Origin of the sequence: Sphingobacterium sp. LZ7M1 (genome assembly GCF_024296865.1) — a bacterium.
Classification (GTDB): Bacteria; Bacteroidota; Bacteroidia; order Sphingobacteriales; family Sphingobacteriaceae; genus Sphingobacterium.
Genome location: NZ_CP101134.1, coordinates 3,323,713 through 3,345,249 on the forward strand (window position 1 = coordinate 3,323,713; position 21,537 = coordinate 3,345,249).

The 21,537-nt window shown below is 40.4% G+C and carries 16 protein-coding genes; 11 read left to right on the top strand and 5 right to left on the bottom strand.

Annotation, left to right across the window (positions count from 1 at the left end; translation table 11 throughout):
- Positions 1-32 precede the first annotated feature (32 nt).
- A complete protein-coding gene (locus tag NMK93_RS14370) occupies positions 33-1,352 on the top strand; it encodes an NAD(P)/FAD-dependent oxidoreductase (RefSeq protein WP_254528046.1) in 1,320 nt (439 codons plus the stop codon).
- A gap of 1,259 nt (positions 1,353-2,611) precedes the next feature.
- On the opposite strand, the gene NMK93_RS14375 is transcribed toward NMK93_RS14370, so the two are convergent.
- Both NMK93_RS14375 and NMK93_RS14380 read right to left on the bottom strand, forming a co-directional pair.
- On the bottom strand, positions 2,612-2,821 hold the full coding sequence (locus tag NMK93_RS14375) for a hypothetical protein (RefSeq protein ID WP_254528048.1): 210 nt from the start codon (positions 2,819-2,821) through the stop codon (positions 2,612-2,614).
- 1 nt (position 2,822) lies between these two features.
- On the bottom strand, positions 2,823-4,466 hold the full coding sequence (locus tag NMK93_RS14380) for an SUMF1/EgtB/PvdO family nonheme iron enzyme (RefSeq protein WP_254528054.1): 1,644 nt from the start codon (positions 4,464-4,466) through the stop codon (positions 2,823-2,825).
- Between the two features lie 1,667 nt (positions 4,467-6,133).
- Here NMK93_RS14380 and NMK93_RS14385 point away from each other — a divergent pair.
- The 7 genes from NMK93_RS14385 to rodA all read left to right on the top strand — a co-directional run bounded on the left by NMK93_RS14385 (position 6,134) and on the right by rodA (position 15,352).
- On the top strand, positions 6,134-7,801 hold the full coding sequence (locus tag NMK93_RS14385; RefSeq protein ID WP_254528055.1) for a DNA polymerase/3'-5' exonuclease PolX: 1,668 nt from the start codon (positions 6,134-6,136) through the stop codon (positions 7,799-7,801).
- A 21-nt stretch (positions 7,802-7,822) separates the two neighbouring features.
- Complete coding sequence (locus NMK93_RS14390; RefSeq protein ID WP_254528056.1) at positions 7,823-9,484, top strand: M1 family metallopeptidase; 1,662 nt, start codon at positions 7,823-7,825, stop codon at positions 9,482-9,484.
- Between the two features lie 150 nt (positions 9,485-9,634).
- Positions 9,635-10,657: a rod shape-determining protein gene (locus NMK93_RS14395; RefSeq protein WP_093098220.1), complete on the top strand. Its 1,023-nt coding sequence runs from the start codon at positions 9,635-9,637 to the stop codon at positions 10,655-10,657.
- 81 nt (positions 10,658-10,738) lie between these two features.
- Entirely contained in the window at positions 10,739-11,575 is an 837-nt protein-coding gene (mreC, locus tag NMK93_RS14400) for a rod shape-determining protein MreC (protein WP_185214001.1), read from the top strand.
- Entirely contained in the window at positions 11,565-12,095 is a 531-nt protein-coding gene (gene mreD / locus NMK93_RS14405) for a rod shape-determining protein MreD (RefSeq protein WP_237219514.1), read from the top strand. The genes mreC and mreD overlap by 11 nt, the downstream gene beginning before the upstream one ends.
- A gap of 19 nt (positions 12,096-12,114) precedes the next feature.
- Entirely contained in the window at positions 12,115-14,091 is a 1,977-nt protein-coding gene (gene mrdA, locus NMK93_RS14410) for a penicillin-binding protein 2 (protein WP_185214002.1), read from the top strand.
- Entirely contained in the window at positions 14,084-15,352 is a 1,269-nt protein-coding gene (rodA, locus tag NMK93_RS14415) for a rod shape-determining protein RodA (RefSeq protein WP_185214003.1), read from the top strand. Before mrdA ends, rodA begins: the two co-directional genes overlap by 8 nt.
- 1 nt (position 15,353) lies before the next feature.
- Here rodA and NMK93_RS14420 read toward each other — a convergent pair whose 3' ends face one another.
- The 3 genes from NMK93_RS14420 to NMK93_RS14430 are packed head-to-tail and all read right to left on the bottom strand — an operon-like array spanning position 15,354 to position 17,673.
- Positions 15,354-16,208: a nucleoside phosphorylase gene (locus NMK93_RS14420; RefSeq protein ID WP_254528058.1), complete on the bottom strand. Its 855-nt coding sequence runs from the start codon at positions 16,206-16,208 to the stop codon at positions 15,354-15,356.
- A complete protein-coding gene (locus NMK93_RS14425; protein ID WP_254528060.1) occupies positions 16,205-16,822 on the bottom strand; it encodes a YigZ family protein in 618 nt (205 codons plus the stop codon). The genes NMK93_RS14420 and NMK93_RS14425 overlap by 4 nt, the downstream gene beginning before the upstream one ends.
- Positions 16,819-17,673, bottom strand: coding sequence for an EamA family transporter (locus NMK93_RS14430; protein ID WP_254528062.1), 855 nt, complete (start codon positions 17,671-17,673; stop codon positions 16,819-16,821). The genes NMK93_RS14425 and NMK93_RS14430 overlap by 4 nt, the downstream gene beginning before the upstream one ends.
- A gap of 604 nt (positions 17,674-18,277) precedes the next feature.
- Here NMK93_RS14430 and NMK93_RS14435 point away from each other — a divergent pair.
- From NMK93_RS14435 to aroA, 3 genes are read left to right on the top strand one after another with little or no spacing between them, the layout of a single operon-like run.
- Complete coding sequence (locus NMK93_RS14435) at positions 18,278-19,108, top strand: prephenate dehydratase (protein ID WP_185214007.1); 831 nt, start codon at positions 18,278-18,280, stop codon at positions 19,106-19,108.
- Between the two features lie 43 nt (positions 19,109-19,151).
- A complete protein-coding gene (locus NMK93_RS14440; RefSeq protein WP_185214008.1) occupies positions 19,152-20,258 on the top strand; it encodes a chorismate mutase in 1,107 nt (368 codons plus the stop codon).
- 2 nt (positions 20,259-20,260) lie between these two features.
- Complete coding sequence (aroA, locus tag NMK93_RS14445; protein ID WP_254528063.1) at positions 20,261-21,514, top strand: 3-phosphoshikimate 1-carboxyvinyltransferase; 1,254 nt, start codon at positions 20,261-20,263, stop codon at positions 21,512-21,514.
- Positions 21,515-21,537: the final 23 nt, after the last annotated feature.

Below are 21,537 nucleotides of genomic sequence, written 5' to 3' on the forward strand. Positions count from 1 at the left end.
TTATTTTAAAATTCTTATAACAAGGAAGTATTATGTTACTAAATCGTTCTGAAAGAAACTTTCCCCGAGTTATCATAATTGGAGCTGGATTCGGAGGTGTGGAACTAGCTCGACAGCTGAAAAACAAAGAGGTGGAAGTTCTGTTGATAGACCGTAACAACTACCACACCTTTCAACCCCTGATGTACCAGGTAGCGACCGGTACCTTAGCGTCTGATTCTATTTCATTTCCATTGCGCAAGATGTTCAAGAACCAAAAGAACTTTCGTTTCAGATTGGCGGAGGTATTGAGCATTGACAGCAAAAATAAAATGGTCCACACATCGGTTGCCGACTATGATTATGATTATCTCGTGATCGCAACGGGAGCTACTTCCAACTTCTTTGGCAACAAACAGGTGGAGAAATATGCATTACCGATGAAGAACATCATCGAAGCATTAAATATCCGTAGCTATCTCCTACAGAACCTTGAGGAAGCGGTCTTGAGAAAGAACGCCTCTGATAGAGAGCGATATCTAAATTTCGTTGTTGTGGGTGGAGGTCCGACGGGAGTTGAACTTTCTGGTGCCATTGCCGAATATCAACAGCATATGTTGAAAAAGGATTATCCAGAACTATCGACCTATGAGATGAAAGTCTTCTTGGTAGAAGGAACTGGAAAAATCTTGGGTGCACTTTCTGAAAAATCATCCCGCGATGCAGAGAGATACCTGCATGAGCTAGGTGTAAAAACCATATTGAACACGGTCGTAACGGATTATGACGGTAACACCGTTACCCTTTCTTCAGGAGAACAGATCCCTACCAAAACGGTTATCTGGGGAGCTGGCGTGATGGGACAAATGCCGGAAGGTATCAACCCAGAGATTATCCAACGTGGTAACCGAATCAAAACCAACGAACAATGTATCGTGGATGGCGAAGATGTGGTATATGCCATTGGAGACGTTTCTGCCATGATCTCTGAAGAAAACCCTAGAGGTTTACCTGGTGTTGCTCCAGTAGCTCAACAGCAAGGAAAATATGTTGCAAAACATATCCTAAACAAACTGAACAACCAAGAAACAGAAAACTTCAAGTACTTTGATAAAGGTTCCATGGCCACTGTTGGTAGAAACAGAGCGGTGGTGGACATGGGAAACCTGCACTTAAAAGGCTTTATCGCATGGATGACCTGGATGTTTGTGCACTTGGTATCGATCTTTGGATTCAGGAACCGTTTGGTTACATTCGTCAACTGGTCTATTAAGTTCCTGACCAAAAACTCAGGCATCCGTCTGATTATCCATAAGTATATCCGACCTCAATCTGAACCAACCGTAAAGGGTGAAGAGGTAGCTCAGCAATAAAACAAACTATAATATTTTAGAGAAAGGTTGATCAAAAGTCAACCTTTTTTTGTGAAAGAGTATCGTTTGAACCAGGATGCCCTTCGACAGTTCATCGAGCGAAGTCGAGATTCCGCTCAGGGTACAGGACAAGGGGTTCGACTCCGCTCAGCCTCCGGATAGACCATGATTTTGATCAATTTGTCGCTGGAAAGTCTACGTTGCTGTAGGTCGTATAGGATACACCCGCCAAATACAAACCTTAATAATTTGTGCCAAACTGATGGTTTCCTCGAATTCTCTTCGTTTCTTTTGAAGCCCAAATTAACCAAACCGACAAAGGAGCTCACGGACACCAGCTCTCTTCGTTACTTTTGAAGCCCAAAAGTAACCAAAACCGACGAAGGAGCTCACGGACACCAGCTCTCTTCGTTACTTTTGAAGCGCAAAAGTAACCAAAACCGACAAAGGAGCTCACGGACACCAGCTCTCTTCGTTACTTTTGAAGCGCAAAAGTAACCAAAACGCTTCGGCTCATTTAAGGTGGCTTTTCGCACTGTCCTTCGCACATGGATAGAATGCCTTGATGTCGGGAATATCTTCCTTCAAAATTCTCCTTTTTGATGGAGAATTTTTTGAAAGCATTCCAAGGCCATTCCCATCGCGCGAGGCATCGGCATTCTTTCCATCTTTCCGCCACTGGAAATGAGCCGGGGGGCTAAAGAGCTTCCTTCGGAAGGATGGATGAATACTTTAAGAATTTTAAAACTCCTGGAAAGGGTGAAATCTTTGTAGAACCTAGATGTTTGAAATGGCCAACCCACAGCGTGGGTGAAATGTTTTTCTGTAATTTCCCTTTATTGGCATAATAACAATAAAAAATAGTTCCCTCATCTTACGATTCGGTATGACATCATTCCCATAAAAAAACAACAATAGATTCTTCGCTTCACTCTGAATCCATCTTTAACGTAATTGCGATTCTGAACGATCACTGAAGAATCTGTACGGTTCTCCCCCTCATGACCCTGTCATTCTCAATCGAAGATTGAGGACCTGTACAGCATTGCAATCCGTAATTAATTATGTCTGTAAAACTCCGAAATCCTTCCTTCGTCAGGTCGCCAACAAAGGAGGAAAGAAGGTGCAGGAAATTACATCAACGTATTCCTCAACCAATTTCTCGATTTGTTCTGTAATAATCCGAGATGTTTCGTTCCTCAACATGACAAAAAAGCGGTAACCGAAGGTGCAAGAAAACACAGCAATACGACTATTATTTATTCAAAACATGATGCGGGCTTACGCAATAAGCCCCTAAAGTTCTGGGGAATTTCCAGCGCCACATTACCAAAATGATCTTGGTCCATCCTCTCATCCCATGAATCCTGGTTCAAATCCAGATCTTGGTCTATCCTCTCATCCCATCCATCCTGGTTCAAAAACCCCAACCCCCCTAATCCCATTGCTTCCCAAAATCCCAAGGCCATCTTAATTACTTGGATATTTTATTATTCGAAAGCCAAGGTTACTTCCATTATAACCCAAGTAAAATAAATCCCTGAATTTACTGTTCGCCACATGGTCTTGATTTAAAAATGAACCTCCTTTAATAGCAGGATTTGACACAGCAACTTGACCAGGATCAACGACAGCGTTTATACTATAGGTCCTTATTTCGTCTAAGCAATATTCTATTACATTTCCATAGATATCGTACAGCCCCCATGGATTTGGTTTCAACAAGCCTACATCTTTTATTTCATAACCAGAACTTTCATCATACCATGCGTATTCCGCAAGTTCACTTTCATGGCCGGTTAAGGTTTCATGATCTTCCAGAAAGAAATAATCAGCTTTGGAGCCTGCCCTTGCAGCATATTCCCATTGCGCTTCGGTTGGGAGATCTCCACCTGCCCACTGGGCATATGCCCTAGCTCCGGCCCAAGTCACATCATAGACAGGTTTGTTTTCATTCCCTGGGACAACCTTCCATTCACCATTGTTTTTTATAAAAAAGTTATTGTTATAAATCCAAAAAATGCTTGGATTATTGGGATCCTGGACGACCGATTCGTTTAGGTCGGCATTTACATCTTTTAGGAATTCAAGGTATTGTGCAAGAGTAATCTCATATTTGCTCATCAGGAAATCTCTGGTCAGGGTTACCTGATGGGCAGGGTAAGTGCTTGTTGCAGTTCCAGGTTCGGTAGCTCCCGAACCCATGGTAAATGTACCGGCAGGGATAGGGACGAACTCTATTTCTGGGGCTTGATATGCCACAATTTCACCCGCATCAACCTGCCAATCCATCGCTGAGACCCTTTTGACCTCGACCGAACCTAGGTTGATCGTGACCTGGTATTCATATTGCTTACCGGAAACAAAATATTCGTATAAAGGCAGGTCATATTCCAAAACCTTTTCCCCGACCTTGAACCGAAATTGCTCTTGACCAACATTAAACGACTCATACATGATAGCTTCCCGCTGAGTCCCAAGGCTAATATCGGAGCTGTTTAACAAAAAAATTGAATTTAAGTAAAGTTTGTATCTCCAACCACTGGAGAATCCCACAAGGCTTATTTCGACGTCTCCTAAATCCTCAGCGCTCAAACCTTGGCCAGGCAATAGCGTGAATTTTAGCTTACTGTTCCTATGCCGTAAACTTATTGGACCAATAGGATTGTTCTTGTCGACATTGACCATTCTGAAATCGATAAGGTCCAGTTTGGCCTGATCGAGCTGATCGGTAAAGTCCATCATAAGTTCGCCATTAGAAACCTGCTGATAGGGACTGTACAGGAAGACATCTATAGCGCTACCATCTTGGGGGTAGGTTATCGGCGCACCTCCATCAGCTGGAAGCAGCTCTCCTGATTCATATATATACTTCCGGTTGTTCACCAGCGCACTATTCAGGTCCCTTGATCCGGTCGGGAGGACATAGACCCCAAATTCCTGTCCCTCGACAGGTGTAGCAACGTTCATCGCCGTGATACTGTTCGGTTTTGCCAGGACCAGTTTAAGTTCTTTGCCCTCGGATGGAATGGCTATTCCATCGTCGCGCCTACAGGAAAACAACAGCAGGAGCATGCAAAGTAATGGATAGATTATTTGATTTCTTTTAAACATAATATTGATTTGGCTATCAAAGGATTGATAATTTAAGTTAATCGAAAAGAATCGATAGGCTAATATATTAATTATTAATAAACAATAGAATGTTTATTGAGAAATTTAGTTATTGGATGGGAAATATTTATTGTTATTTAGGATTATGACGGATGTCTTTGACTAGGTACTCGATGTTCAGCCCGAAGGAAGGTAGAAAAAAAGCAAACCATCAAGTCCAAAAATATCATGGGTTTTATTGGCGTACAGTATCTTAACCTTCGGTTAAGAATGACAAAACTTTAGGGAGAAGAACCGTACAGATCCCTCACGAAATGTTCAGAATCAAAATTACACAAATTCGTATTCTTGCTCCTTGGGGTAGTTCCGCTTTGTTTTTTCATTAACTTAATGACAACCCCAGAAGTTGCGAAATCTTTGTAGAAAATGAATGTATTTAGGGTTAAGAAACTCCTAGGGGGACAGCTTTGTAGAATTTAGATGTTTTGTATAGCCAACCCACAGCGTGTGTGAAATATTTTTCAATATATCTTTCTCAGGAGAAAAAATGGTTTCCTCATCTTACGATAGCGGAATGACAAACAACTCCAAATAAAATAAAAAAAAATAGATTCTTCGTTTCACTCTGAATCCCTCTTTAGCGCATTTTTATTCTGAACGATCAGTGAGGAATCTGTACGGTACTCTATAAAAAATGGCTGTCATTCTTTACCGAAGGTAAAGGACCTGTACGTCAAAGCAAGTACTGATAGTATAGTTCCGAGATCATTCCTTCGTCAGGAAGACAGCTAGAGGGAAAGCGAAGATGCAGGAAATTATGCCAATACAATCATTGTTTGTATAGTTCCGAGATCCTTCCTTCGTCAGGAAGACAGCTAGAGGGAAGCGAAGGTGCAGGAAATTATGCCAATACAATCATTGTTTGTAAAGTTCCGAGATCCTTCCTTCGTCAGGAAGACAGCTAGAGGGAAGCGAAGGTGCAGGAAATTATGCCAATACAATCATTGTTTGTATAGTTCCGAGATCCTTCTTTCGTCAGGACGACAGCTAGAGGGAAAGCGAAGATGCAGGAAATTATGCCAATACAATCATTGTTAGTATAGTTCCGAGATCCTTCCTTCGTCAGGACGACAGCTAGAGGGAAAGCGAAGATGCAGGAAATTATGCCAATACAAACCTATTATTTATTTTATTTATTCAAAACAAAATGCGGGCTTATGCAATAAACCCCTACAGTCCTGGGGAATTTCCAGTGTTATATTGCCAAAATGATCTTGGTCCATCCTCCCATCCTCGTCGGGTGAGCGGAGCCGAACCCAATCCTGGTTCAAATCCAGATCTTGGTCTATCCTCTCATCCTCGTCCTCTGAGTGGAGACGAAGGGCATCCTGGTTCAAAAAACTACCCCCTTCCTTTCGTTAAAAAATGTTAACAAATCCTTCTTTGTGTACGAAATAAAATCCGACTGCGTTATAGTATTAAAGAAAAGCAAAAGAGTAAAAGAGTATATAATTTCATAATTTAGGTTAATAATTGGTTTGGTAAAAATCCTAAGCTTCCCCAGCTCAGGATTTTTTATTGAAATGGCTTTTAAGTCACCTGAATATGGTCTGATGTTCGATTCAATTTCCTATTTTTGATATCCCCATAAAAGAAAGAAGGAAATCATGACAAATAAAGAGATAGCTAAGGTTTTTAAATTGTGTTCGCAATTGATGGAATTGTACAACGAGAATCCATTTAGGACAAAAGCAATGGCCTCGGCATCTTTTCGGATCGATAAATTACCTTTTGCGGCGAGCCAATCTGATCTTGAAACCCTAAGTGAACAACCTAATATCGGTAAGAGTACTGCTGAAAAGATCATGCAAGTCATTACTACGGGTACTTTTCCAGACTTGGACAAACTCCTTGCAAAAACTCCAGAGGGCATTTTGGAGATGCTTAAAATCAAAGGCTTGGGACCTAAGAAAATCCAGGTTATCTGGAATGACCTGGAAATTGAATCGGTCGGAGAGCTATACTATGCATGTAATGAAAACCGGCTGATTGAAGCCAAAGGTTTCGGTCTGAAAACTCAGGAGGACATTAAAAAAGCCATTGAATTTTCGATCGCCAATCAAGGTTGGTTCTTATTTGCCAAGGTTATGCCGTCGGCGCTCGAAGTCATACAACATTTTGAGAAAGCTTTAGCACTGGCTCCCATCAGTTTTACTGGAGACTACCGCAGGAAATCAGAAGTTTTGCAACATGTGCAAATATTGATCGCAGCAGAACCAGCGGCAATTCATCAAGCGATCAAAAGTTTAGCATATGAGTTTGACATCAATAAAGAAAACCAAAGGATCAGTTTCAAGGACCAAAATGGAATTCCATTTGAAGTATTGTCCTGTGAAGCAGAGCAATTTGCCAAGAACCTTTTGATAAGCACTGGTTCGGAGGAACACATCAAACAATTGGAAGAAATCGGCGAGATCCAGAATTTGGAATCGGAAAATGAGATCTATAAATCTTTAGGATTAGCCTATATAGAACCTGAATTGAGGGAAAGTGGAAATGTGATCGAACTGGCAAAGGCCAATAAACTACCCAACCTGATCACTTACGCAGACCTTCAAGGATCATTGCACAACCACTCGACCTATAGTGATGGTGTACATTCTTTGAAAGATATGGCTTTGTATTGCAAGGAAGAATTAGGATTGGAATATTTAGGGATTTGTGATCACTCCAAGACAGCAGTTTATGCCAATGGCTTGAGTCTGGAAAGACTGGAACAGCAATGGGTTGAAATTGATGAATTGAATAAAAAATTAGCTCCCTTCAAAATCTTTAAAGGAATAGAATCGGATATCCTTTCAGATGGATCTTTGGATTATCCAGACGAAGTCTTAGCTAAGTTTGATTTTGTGGTGGCCTCCATCCATAGTAATTTAAAAATGGACCAAGACAAAGCAACTGATCGTATTATCAAGGCCATTGAAAATCCATATACCACAATTTTAGGTCACCCAACAGGACGATTATTATTATCTAGAGCGGGTTATCCTTTGGACTTCAAAAAGGTAATCGATGCCTGTGCTGCCAATAAGGTCGTTATTGAAATAAACGCCAATCCATTGCGACTGGACCTTGACTGGAGATGGCATCAATATGCGTTAGAAAAAGGCGTGCTTCTATCTATCAATCCAGATGCCCACAGAAAAGAAGGCTTTTTGGATATGGAATATGGAGTTTATGTTGGACGAAAAGGCGGTTTGTCCAAAGAGATGTGCTTAAATGCCTTTGATCTTCAAAAAATCGAAGAATATTTTAAAAACAGAAAGAAACATTAAAACCTACTTTATAAGACCGTTATGATAAGAACAAAATCAATTTTCCTCGGCATGTTATTATGTGCTGCAAGCTATTCAGCAGAAGCACAATTGATGAAGGCCAAAGAATTATATAGCAAAGCCGATTCATTACGTGGAGAATTGACTGCATTGCGCACCTGCTATGATATCCAATACTACCATTTGGACGTTAAAGTGGATATCGACAATAAGTTTATTTCAGGGAGTAACCTATTTAAGTTTGAAGCTGTTGAACGTTTCAACAAATTACAGTTTGACCTATTTGATAACCTTTCCGTAGACAAGGTAGAATACAAAGGCAAGAGTCTTCCCTTTACAAGGGAATACAATGCCGTCTTTGTTGATTTCCCAGAATATATAGAAAAAGGAAAGGTCGATTCTTTTACGGTTCATTATTCTGGAAATCCTATTCAGGCGACTAGAGCTCCTTGGGACGGCGGCTTTGACTGGAAAAAGGACAGTAATGGAAAACCATGGGTTGCTACGGCTTGTCAAGGCTTGGGTGCCAGCGTTTGGTGGCCAAATAAAGACCATCAATCGGATGAGGTAAAGAGCATGTTGATATCGGTGGCTGTACCAAATGGGGTCATGAATGTATCTAATGGAAGATTGGTCAAGACAGAAAAACTGAAAAATGGATATACCAAATATCATTGGAAAGTAGAGAACCCGATCAACAATTACAATGTGGCCCTTAATATTGGGGATTATACGCATTTCAAAGAAACCTATGCTGGAGAAAAAGGTCCACTATCTGTTGATTACTATGTCTTAAAAGAAAACGCAGGCAAGATCGATCACTTAAAAAAGAATGCGAATGAGACACTAAAGGCTTTCGAGCATTGGTTTGGACCTTACCCTTTTTATGAGGATGGGTACAAGCTTGTGGAAACGGCGCATTTAGGCATGGAGCATCAGAGTGCAGTTGCCTATGGCAATAAATACCAAAACGGATATTTAGGTAGAGACGGATCGAGAACCGGTTGGGGCTTGAAATGGGACTTTATTGTGGTCCATGAATCGGGGCATGAGTGGTTTGGCAACAATATTACTTCGAATGACCTTGCTGATATGTGGATCCATGAAAGTTTCACCAATTATTCAGAAGCCCTATTCATTGATTTCTTTTATGGAAAGGAAGCCAGCCAAGCCTATGTTAATGGCAACCGTCGCGGGATCCAAAACGATAGTCCTATCCAAGGACCATACAACGTAAATAAAGAAGGTTCAGGGGATATGTACAACAAGGGTGGTGTTTTGCACAACATGATACGGACCATGATTGATGATGATGACAAATGGCGTAATATCCTACGCGGATTAAACAAGAAATTTTACCATCAGACGGTTGATTATGGCGATATCGTAAATTATATGAGCAAAGAGTCTGGCATCAACCTCGATAAAACCTTTGAACAGTTTGTACAGACGAAAAGCATCCCGACTTTAGAGGTCATAGAGAATAGTCCAGGTGTCTTTATGATCCGTTGGATATCAGAAGTAAAAGATTTTCAAATGCCGGTCCATATCTTTGATAAGGACGGAAAAAGATTGAGAATAGACCCAACAGACAAATTTAAGGTGATGAGGTTGGATGGATTAACGAAGGAGAACTTTAAGGTGGATACTTATAATTATTATATTGGTACTACAATACAATAAAATAAGCCTAATTTCGTTCACAATATCATATTTAAAAATTTGAATATTTTCATCGACAAAAGATGTTTTTTTATAAGTAATGCTTTCATAAAAAACCATTTTTTTTCATTAGGTTTGCAATTAAATTACAAATAATACTTACACATCTAAATGGGGCTTTTTAATTGGTTTACGCAAGAAGTTGCAATAGACTTGGGAACAGCTAACACCCTAATCATTCACAATGATAAAGTAGTAGTAGATGAACCCTCAATTGTAGCATTTGACCGCACAACAAATAAGGTGATCGCAATCGGTCGTCAGGCAATGCAAATGGAGGGTAAAACTCACGACAATATAAAAACGGTAAGACCATTGCGTGATGGTGTGATAGCAGATTTCACAGCTGCTGAGCATTTAATCCGCGGTATGGTTAAGCTTATCAACAAAGGTAAGAGCTGGTTTTTCCCATCCTTACGTATGGTGGTATGTATTCCCTCGGGCATAACAGAGGTCGAGAAACGTGCTGTTCGTGATTCGGCAGAGATTGCTGGAGCGAAAGAGGTTTACTTGATCCATGAACCTATGGCAGCTGCTGTGGGTATCGGTATCGATGTGGAAGAACCTGTAGGAAACATGATCATCGATATCGGTGGTGGTACCACTGAAATTGCCGTGATTGCCCTTTCAGGAATTGTTTGTGACCAATCTATCCGTGTTGCGGGAGATAACTTCGATTCAGACATTGTTCAATATATTCGTCGTCAGCATAATATTATGATTGGAGACCGTACAGCGGAGAAAATCAAGATTGAAGTTGGCGCAGCATTACCAGAATTAACAGATCCACCTGAGGATTTCGCGGTTCAAGGTCGTGACCTAATGACTGGTATCCCTAAACAGATCACTGTATCCTATACGGAAATTGCGCACTGTTTAGACAAGTCAATTTCTAAAATTGAGGAAGCTATCTTAAAAGCATTGGAGATCACTCCTCCAGAACTATCTGCTGATATCTATCAAACAGGTATCTATCTGACAGGCGGTGGCGCCTTACTTCGTGGATTGGACAAACGTATTCAAGCGAAAACAAAACTTCCTGTTCACGTTGCGGAAGACCCACTTCGTGCAGTAGTTAGAGGAACTGGGATTGCACTTAAAAACATTGGACGTTTTAAGTTCTTAATGCAATAACAAATAATTAAAAAAATTTATGATTACGCGATATAACGTTCCTATAATGTTATATCGCGTAACTATTAAAAGAGAACAATAATGAAGAACCTTTGGCTTTTCTTGGTTAGATATAATGCCTTTTTTTGGTTTATTCTCTTTTTTGTTGCTTCTCTCCTATTGGTTGTCCAAAACAACAGGTACCAACGCTCAGCCTTTATCAATTCTTCCAATGTAGTCGTAGGATCATTTTACGATAAGTTGAATTCTTGGAAAAGCTATTTGGCGCTTGAAGAAACCAATAAAAACCTGGCGCTGGAAAATTCAGAGCTCAGGAAACAACTTCAACATTATCTTTTGACCGACACCTTGGATTCTGTACAGATCAATGATTCCATCGATATGAACAGGTACCAGTTCACGATGGCAGAGGTCGTTAACAACAGTGTACACCAGAAAAGTAATTTCATTACGATCAATAAAGGCTCATTGGCAGGCATTCAGAAAGGATTAGGTGTCATCACTTCCAATGGTGTTGTCGGTATTGTCCTGAATGTATCAGCACATTTTAGTACCATTCAATCTTTATTGCATCCAGATACCCGGGTTTCAGTGACCATGGATACCACAAATGTCTTTGGATCTTTGGTCTGGGGAAATACAACCGACCCGCAGTTTGCCATAGTCAAGGATATCCCAAACCATCTTAAAGTCCAAAAAGGACAAAAGATCTACACGTCAGGGTTTTCCCTGTTTCCGAAAGGTATTGAAATTGGATCGGTGGAGGAAACTGGTATAAGTTCAGGAGGCTCCTTCCTGGACATCAAGATTAAATTGAGGACGAATTTCAGCAATCTAAACCATGTGTATGTGGTGAAGGATCTGCTGGAGAATGAAAAAAATGAATTGGAAGCCGTAACGGAGGATAATGATGGGTAAGGTGATAATTTTCAATATTATTCGATTTATTGTATTGATCGCGATGCAAGTTGTATTGTTCAAGAATATTGGATATTATAACTTAGCGACTCCTTTTCCGTATATCCTGATCATCTTTTTGTTACCCATCGGTACACCAAACTTTGTATTGTATGTATTGGCCTTCCTAACAGGACTAACCGTAGATGCCTTTTATGATTCGATAGGTGTGCATGCTGCAGCCTGCGTAGCCCTGACCTGGTATAGGATATTTTTCCATAGAATTACCTTGGACGTTGATGTTCAGGATTCCTTTGAAACTCCTTCATTAGGCAATATGGGCGCCAAATGGTTCCTTTCCTATATTTCTATCGGAACGTTGATCCACCATTTCGTTCTTCTGCATGTAGAATATTTTAGTTTCTCAAACTATTTAAGCACGCTACTGAGCATATTACTAAGCAGTATTTTTACTATCTTGTTAATCATATTGATTAGTATACTTATTTACAAAAGAAAATCTCGCTTATTAAGTAATTAATAATTACGGTCTTATTCTCATGAACAATAGTTATTTCAACCGTAAATTCGTTATCCAAGGAATCTTCATTGCTATTGCACTCGTTATTGTAGCAAGACTCTTCTATATACAGGTCATCGACGACAAATACCTTCTTTCAGCCAACAACAACGTCATGCGGAAAAAGATCATCTATCCCGCACGAGGTGTTATTTTAGACCGGAATGGTAAAGTCTTGGTCCAGAATGAACCTGTTTATGATATCATGGTTACCCCTAGGGAAGTCAAGGATCTGGACACCCTGTTGCTATGTGACCTATTAGGGATCGACACGGTTGATTTCAATGTACGGATGAGAAAGGCGAAAGCACATTCACCCTATCGGGCATCACAATTTATGAAGCAGGTTTCATCGACTGTCTATGCCAAATTTCAGGAACACCTGTATAAGTTCAGGGGTTTCTACCCTCTGAACCGTACCGTTCGTAGTTATCCTGATAGTATTGCCGCGCAGTTTTTGGGTTATATCCAGGAGGTGAATGAAAGAGATATTGAAAAATCGAATGGCTTTTATCGCCCTGGAGATTATATTGGAGCATCTGGAGTAGAACGTGCCTATGAAGAACTTTTGAGGGGTAAACGTGGGGTGGAAAACCAAATGGTTGATGCCCTGAACAGACCTCAGGGTAGTTTTATGGATGGTAAATATGACACCCTTGCTGTTACAGGGGATGGACTTGTTTCTTCCTTGGACAAAGACCTTCAGATATTGGCTGAAAAGCTGATGAAAAACAAACTAGGTTCTGTGGTTGCCATCGAGCCTTCCACGGGTGAAATCTTGAGTTTTGTAAGTAGTCCATCTTACAATCCAAATATGATGGTTGGACGTGAATTAGGAAACAATTACATGAAATTGTTGAATGATGAAACCAAACCTATGTTTATCCGTCCCATTCAAGCTTCTTATCCTCCGGGTTCCGTTTTTAAGGTTGTCTCCGCATTAACAGCCCAGCAAGCTGGTGTGATCAATGATCAGACTGTGTTTTATTGTCCAGGTGGATATCGCTATGGTGGTGGACGTGCGATAATGCGCTGTACTCACGTTGATGGAGCAACCGGACTGGTAAAATCCATCAAGATGTCCTGTAATACCTATTATGGGTATGTATATGCCAAAATGATCGACAGCAGAGGTATGAGCGGTCCGAAAGCCTATGACCTCTGGAAGGAAGCATTGGGAAAATTTGGTCTCGGCCATAAATTGGGGATAGACCTTCCAGGCGAAAAACCGGGACTTGTACCTACATCAGACTTTTATACCAAAAGATATGGGAGCGGAAATTGGAGATCTAGTTTTAATATCTCCTTATCTATCGGTCAAGGTGAACTAGGGATCACCCCATTGCAAATGGCCAACATCATGGCCATTGTGGCAAATCGAGGATTCTATTACCGCCCCCACCTCATTAAGGGAATTGGCGAAAAGCAGATCGTGAAGGAAGAATTTACAGAGAAGATCTCTGCTGGTGTTGATGCCAGACACTATGAGCCTGTCATTGAGGGAATGAGCCAAGCAGTGAACCAGGGTGGTACCGGCGCGGCCTCAAGAATAGCTGGAATTGAGATGTGCGGAAAAACGGGTACCGTTCAGAACCCACATGGTGAAAACCACGCCGTATTCTTTGCTTTTGCACCAAGGGATAATCCTAAAATCGCCATTGCGGTTTTCGTAGAGAATGCTGGTTATGGAGGTACATGGGCGGCTCCGATCGCGAGTATGATGGTTGAAAAATACCTGAAGGATACCATCTCCTTGCCTAAATATATTCAGGACAGGATCTATAATGGTAACTTAATGCCGAAGCCAAAAGTGAAGAAAGAGGAAAGCATCAAAAAGGACAGTACTAAGAATAACAATAAACCACAAACGGTACGTACCGCAGCAGTAGACCCAAAGAAAAAAACGGAATCTGCGGTATTAGTGCACCATAGCCAAGTGAGGAGAAACCATGAATAACCTACATAAGAAAAGTTTTTTCGGTAGAATTGATTGGTTGACCATTGGATTGTGGTTGGCTTTATGTTTGATCGGTTGGTTCAATATCCACGCTGCAGTATACGATGCTGAGAATCCAGGTTTATTTAATCTGGCGACCAACTACGGAAAGCAATCCATTTATATCTTTACGGCACTGATCATTGGTATCTGTATCCTGATCATTGATTCCCGATTTTTCATATCCTCGGCCCCTATTATCTATATCATCGTCATTCTGCTTTTGGTGGCTGTATTGGTGGTTGGTCGAAATGTTGGGGGTAACCAGGCATGGATACCTTTAGGTAGTTTTAGGTTGCAACCTTCTGAGTTTGGAAAGTTGGCAACCTGTCTATTGTTGGCCTATTACCTCAGTAACCAGACGAACAAAAACCCCAATATGAAGACCTTGTTCATAGGTGCATGTATTGTATTGTTTCCTGTTGCTTTGGTTATGTTGCAACCTGATACGGGTTCTGCCTTGGCTTTCTTTGCCTTGATCTTTGTGTTCTACAGGGAAGGTTATGTGAGCACTGGATTATTGATCATTGGTGGATTGGCGATTTTCTTGTTCGTCTTGGCATTATTGGTCAATCAATGGATCCTGATCGGTATATTGGCCTTGGTCTGCGGATTTTTCGCCTTTATGATGCGCAAAAAACGAAAGAACCTGATCAATATGGCGATCCTATTTGTGGTTTCCAGTGTGTATGTGCTCTGCGTGGACTTCGCTTATGAGCAAATCCTACAACCGCACCAAAGAAACCGTATCGACATTATCTTGGGCAAAATGGATGACCCCAAAGGTCAAGGTTATAACTTGAACCAATCGATGATTGCCATTGGTTCCGGTCAGCTTTTTGGAAAGGGCTATCTCCAAGGTACCCAAACCAAATATAACTTTGTGCCGGAACAAAGTACCGACTTTATTTTCTGTACGGTGGGTGAAGAATGGGGTTTTGTAGGTTCTGTGGTACTGATTTCGATCTATGTTGCCTTGCTGGTAAGACTTGTGAATATTGCGGAAAGACAACGTACCGCCTTCGCCAGGATCTATGCATACGGGGTAGCTTCTATCCTATTCTTCCACTTCTTTATCAATATCGGAATGACCATCGGAATCGTCCCTGTAATTGGTATCCCATTGCCTTTTATTAGTTATGGAGGATCCTCATTATGGTCCTTTACCATATTGTTGTTTATTCTGTTGAAGTTTGATTCGACAAGGAAAGGGACGGGGTAGCTTATATTCTCTCTAACACCAATCTTATTGCCTTATCAACAATTTCTTGGGGATTGTTACTAAAAGATTCACTCACTCGACTGGCAAGTATTGCGTTGATGGAAATGGCATGGTGACCAAACATATTACTGAGCGCATAGATCCCCGCAGTTTCCATTTCTAGATTGGTGATGTTTCTTCCTGAGATTTCAAAACTGTTGGCATTCTTGATGAGGTCCGGATAGATATTGTTGGACCTTACATTCCTGCCCTGGGGGCCATAGAAACCTGGGGCTGTCATGGTTATTCCCTTTGGAAGGTCGAATGCAAATTGATCCAAAAGCTTTTGGGACGCCCGGCCTACATAGGGTTTGAATGTTAGGCTATCAAAGTGCTTGACTACGGCATCCTGCAATTGGACTTCGGGCTCGGTATAAGGTTTTCTATAGTATTGCATTAAGGTATCGAATCCTATTGCAAATTCGGAAGCTAATACGGTACCCATGGAAATATTCCCTTGAATAGACCCGGAGGTTCCAATTCGGATAATATCTAAGGATTTGATTTCAGGCTTTAGGGTTTTGGTCTGGAAATCGACATTGACCAAAGCATCCAATTCATTCAGGACGATATCAATGTTATCTGTTCCAATCCCTGTAGAAATAACGGTGATCCTTTTTCCATTGACGGAACCAGTATGGGTAATAAATTCTCGTCTTCCTTTTTTGATCTCGATATCATCGAAGTATTTGGAAACTTCGGGAACACGGTCAGGATCTCCGACGAAAATTACAGTATCAGCAATATCAGATGGCAATAAATTCAAATGGTAAATACTTCCATCGGAATTAATAATTAGTTCAGAATCGTTAATCATATGGTTCGCAAGTAATTGATCTCTACCCCCTCAATCTTTTCCATTCTCCCGATCACTTCATTTACCTGTAATTTACGGATTTCGAAGGTAATTTTACAATTTGTATCAAAATCTTGACTCAAAACGACTAGATCTGTTTCCTTAACAATCCGCATGACATCATTCATCTGTAGGTAATCGAACTTCAATTCGTAGACATCATTTACGGTCTTTTCCACGACTTCTGCTTCTGCAAGGGCTTCTTGGGTTGCTGTCTTATAGGCATTGATCAAGCCTGGTACTCCCAATAAGGTTCCTCCAAAATAACGAACGACCACCACCAGGATATTTGTGACATCCATGGAGAGCAAAACATTCAATATAGGTCTCCCTGCAGTCCCTGAGGGTTCTCCATCGTCATTTACCCGGAACACTGCACGGTCTGGGCTAAGCCGATAGGCATAACAATGGTGGCGGGCTTTGGGGTGCATGGATTTCAATTCAGCGATAATATCCTTAAGCTTACTTTCGTCCTTGAGGGGATAGGCATAGGCGATAAACTTGCTTCCCTTGTCCCTAAAAATTCCTTCTGAAGGTGCTTCAATAGTTTGGTATGTATCTTCGAATAAACTCACAGCAATGCAATTAATAAAACTGAAATAATGGCCAAAAATAGCCCAATTTTATTGTAAACGCTAAGTTTCTCCTGAAATAGTATCACTCCTGCCATCGCTCCCACCGCAATCACGCCAATATTCATCCCTGTGAAAACTAGGGATGGACTATCAGGCAGTGCTTTGTGCGCTTTCATGTAAAAGACTATGTTTCCAAAATTAAAAACGCCTAATATAGCGCCGTAAAGGAGGGATTTTTTGTCAAAGTCCTGTTTTTTGACAAATAGGAGGTAAACTAGAAAGAGCAATGCAAATCCTAAAGCCAGGGTAAATACTATCCAAAGGGAGGACATGTAGGTTATCTGGCTGTTTAAGGCTATCTGCTTGAAAAGAATATCAATGATACCCATCCCGAAGAACACCAACAAAGGGTATATCCAAATTTGCTTTCCCTGAACTCGATCATTCTTATTCCAACCTATAGAAAACACGATAGCAAGCAATCCTACTGCGATACCAATAAACTTATTGGCTGCAAATTCTTCATTCATCCAGAAATAGGCTGCTAACAATGGAATAAATAGGGATAATCGCTGAGCAACCTCCGTTTTGACAATTCCTCCATAACGGATTGAAAGGGCCAGACATATGAATATAAAGGGTAAAAGGAACCCCAAAGGAACATAGATAGCCCAAGGAAGGTTGGAAGTCCAAGGAACAATTTGGGGTTTCAGCACCAGATAGGTTAGGAAAAGTGCAATGGGATAATTCCAGACCAGGAGTTGTAAGTAGTTCACTCCACGCTGTCTGGCCAATTTGATAATGATGGCAACAGTCACTGAACAGAGAACCGAAATGAGGATATAATGCATTTTTGTACTATTCTTCGAAATGCTACAAATATATCCTTTTCTAGATAGCAAATAGAGTAGGAAAAGGATCAATCAAGCATTGAGAAATCAGAAATTGCTTCAAAACATCATTTTTTTGACTGAGAAATGAGCTGATTTTTGTTAAATTTTTAAATATTTTTTCACCATTTTTTAGCGCTATTTTTTGGCGTTTTTTAGGCTATTTTTTATACGAATTTTATAAGTCAAAATTTTAACAAAACCACATTAATTTGTTTTAAAGGCATATTTTAATATATATATAGACATATTACTCATAATTTACGACTATTTTTTAGGCTATTTTTATCGTAAATTTTAATGTATTTTTACGCTATTTTTGATTAGTTTTTATAGCATAAAACAATATTTTTTAAAAAATATTTTGCACTTAAATAAAGAAGCTCTATATTTGAAAACAAATAAACGGGAAATGAACATACAATATACATATACCAACTTTTGGTTCTTTTATTTTAAAGATAAGAGCTGGGACTAGTATATGGTATTTAGAAAATATTGAAGGGTCCCAGCTGAAAAGTTTGGGACCTTTTTTTTGACAAAAAAGTAAAGCATAATAAAGATAATGAGTGAGAAAATAAAGATTGCCATCCAAGGAGTAAAAGCTTCATTTCATGAGGAAGCTGCCTATAAATATTTCGGCAAGGACATAGAAACGCTTGAATGTTCATCATTTAAGAAAACATGTGACCTCCTGAAGCAAGGAAAAGCAGACTATGTCGTGATGGCGATTGAAAATTCAATTGCGGGAAGCATTCTACCTAATTACAATCTTTTAAGGGACTACCGCTTTCATATCATCGGCGAAGTTCATCTTAATATCCAACAGCATCTTTTGGCATTGCCTGGAGTTAAAATTTCAGATGTACAATTTGTCGAGTCCCACCCTATTGCCATTAGGCAGTGTGATGAGTTCCTAAGTGATCACCCTGAGTGGACCATCAAGGAAGGAATGGATACGGCAGCTTGCGCCAAAAAGATCTTGGATGAGAAATTGACCCATACCGCCGCTATCGCAAGCGAAGCCGCCGCAAAACTGTATGGTTTAGAGATCTTGGAAAAGAGAATTGAAACCAATAAAAAGAATTCTACTCGCTTCCTGATCCTTTCAAACGAATTAGAAGAGCAGAAAAATGCTAACAAAGCTTCATTATCTTTCCAGACTTCCCATGCTATTGGTGCATTAGCGATGGTCTTACAATGCTTTGCTGAACAAAATGTCAACCTGAGCAAAATACAATCCATGCCCGTTGTCGGCAGAAGAAATGAATATGATTTCTATGTGGATGTGGAATGGAAAAAACAAGCTGACTATGATGCTGCCATCCGTAAGGTCCTGAAGCACACCGTGAACTTCAGCATCATGGGTGAATACCTGAAAAACGAAAAGATCTAAATCAAAAAATAATTTAACAAGTAAATAATCAAACTAAAATACAATGAAACATTCATTAGACATTCTCCCTTTAAAATCTTGGTTGGATACAGGGGATAAACCTTTAATCATTGCCGGACCATGTAGTGCTGAGACAGAAGAGCAAGTGGTATCTACAGCACATTTATTAGCCAACACTGGAAAAGTGAATGTTTTGCGTGCAGGTATCTGGAAACCTCGTACTAGGCCAGGAGAATTCGAAGGAATTGGCAGCATCGGTTTGGAATGGATGAAGAGAGCTAAAGAAGAAACCGGCTTGTTGACCGCAACAGAAGTAGCTACGGCAAAACATGTTGAGGAAGCATTGGCCGCTGGAATTGATATTTTGTGGATTGGTGCTCGTTCTACTGCGAACCCATTTACAGTTCAAGAGATTGCAGATGCATTGCAAGGTGTTGATGTTCCTGTATTGATTAAAAACCCAGTGAATCCAGACCTTTCTCTATGGATTGGTGCATTGGAACGCGTAAATAGAGCTGGAATCAAGAAATTAGCTGCTATCCACCGTGGATTCTCTTCTTTCGAAAAGACAGCTTTCCGTAATGAACCAATGTGGGATATCGCTATCCAATTGAAAGCGATCGCTCCTGAATTGCCTATCATCAATGACCCTAGCCATATCTGCGGTAACCGTGAATTAATCCCTTACGTTACGCAAAAAGCAATGGATATGGATATGCAAGGTTTGATCATCGAGTCGCATATCGATCCTTCAGTTGCTTGGACAGATGCTAAACAACAGGTTACCCCTGCAGCTTTGTCTGAATTATTGGATAATGTAGCTGTACGTAAGCCTGAATCTAACAATCCTGCATTCGAAGATAAATTAGCTGAATTGCGTGGACAGATCGATAAGTTGGATGACCAAATCATCAAACAGATCGCTGACCGTATGAAAATTGCTGAGAAAATCGGAGAGTTCAAAAGAGATAACAATGTAACGATCCTTCAGATCAACCGTTGGGATGAAATCGTTCAGAAACGTATTCAATTAGCGAAGGCCCTTAACCTAAGCGAAGAGTTTACTTCAAAATATTTAGAGTTGTTGCATAACGAATCGATTCGTAAGCAAAACGAGGTTATGAACACTAAACCGGTTGCGGAGGCTTAAGAATGACGGCGAAAAGCTTAATTTTAACCCACCCTTCGCAAGAAATTAAAGGCACGGTTCAACTTACTGGTTCAAAATCAGAGAGCAACCGTGCTCTTATTATCAGAGCATTAAGTAAAGGTGCTGTACGCGTTGAAAATCTTTCTGAAGCAGCTGATACCGTAACTTTAAATGCTGCCCTGAACCAAGCTTCTAATCCCAATCCTGGAATCAACAGCATCGATATCGGTCCTGCAGGTACCGCAATGAGGTTCTTGACTTCTTACCTGAACTTGATCAAAGGAAACTTTATCTTAACGGGAACTGAAAGGATGCAACTGAGACCTATCGGGATTCTCGTGGATGCCCTAAAGGACCTGGGTGCTGATATCCATTATGAAAACAAGGCGGGTTATCCACCATTAAAAATTGAAGGTGGAATGATTCAAGGCAAAGAACAAATTTCAATTCAAGGTAATATCAGTAGCCAGTATATTTCTTCGCTATTGCTGATCGCTCCTTCCTTAAAGAAAGGTTTGATCATTGATATTATAGGCGAATTGACTTCTAGGCCGTATGTAACCATGACTTTGGAAATGCTGAAGGAATGTGGAATCCAATACAATTTTGAAGATAATAAAATCCAAATTGCTAAACAGGATTTTTCTGAGTCAGTGATCTATGTTGAACCAGATTGGAGCGCAGCTTCATATTGGTACTCTATCGTTGCTCTTTCCCAAAACGGGGAAATTGTATTGCCTGGATTAAAAGAACATAGTTTGCAAGGCGACATGGCAATCATTGAAATCATGACGCATTTTGGAGTGGAGTCAAGCTTTGAAAAAGATGGTCTCCATTTGAAAAAAGTGGACAGCAAGTCTGAAAAACCTTTATTCGACTTTAAAGAATGTCCTGATCTAGCTCAAACAGTTGTCGTTATTGCTTCAGCTTTAAAAAAGGACGTTTCATTTACAGGGTTAGAAACCTTGAAAATCAAGGAAACAGATAGAATCCTTGCCTTACAGACTGAAATCGGTAAGTTCGGAGCAAAACTGATCGCAGATGGTGAAACTTATCACTTGAAGACCGCTGATGTACAAGATCCAGGAAACCTTACAATAGCAACCTATGAAGACCACCGCATGGCAATGGCTTTTGCTCCACTAGCATTAGTATTCAATCAAGTTACCATTGAAGAACCTATCGTGGTTGAAAAATCATATCCTATGTTTTGGCAGCATCTAGAAGAACATGGCTTCCAAATCACTGAAAAATAATATTATTATAAGCTAAGCAATTT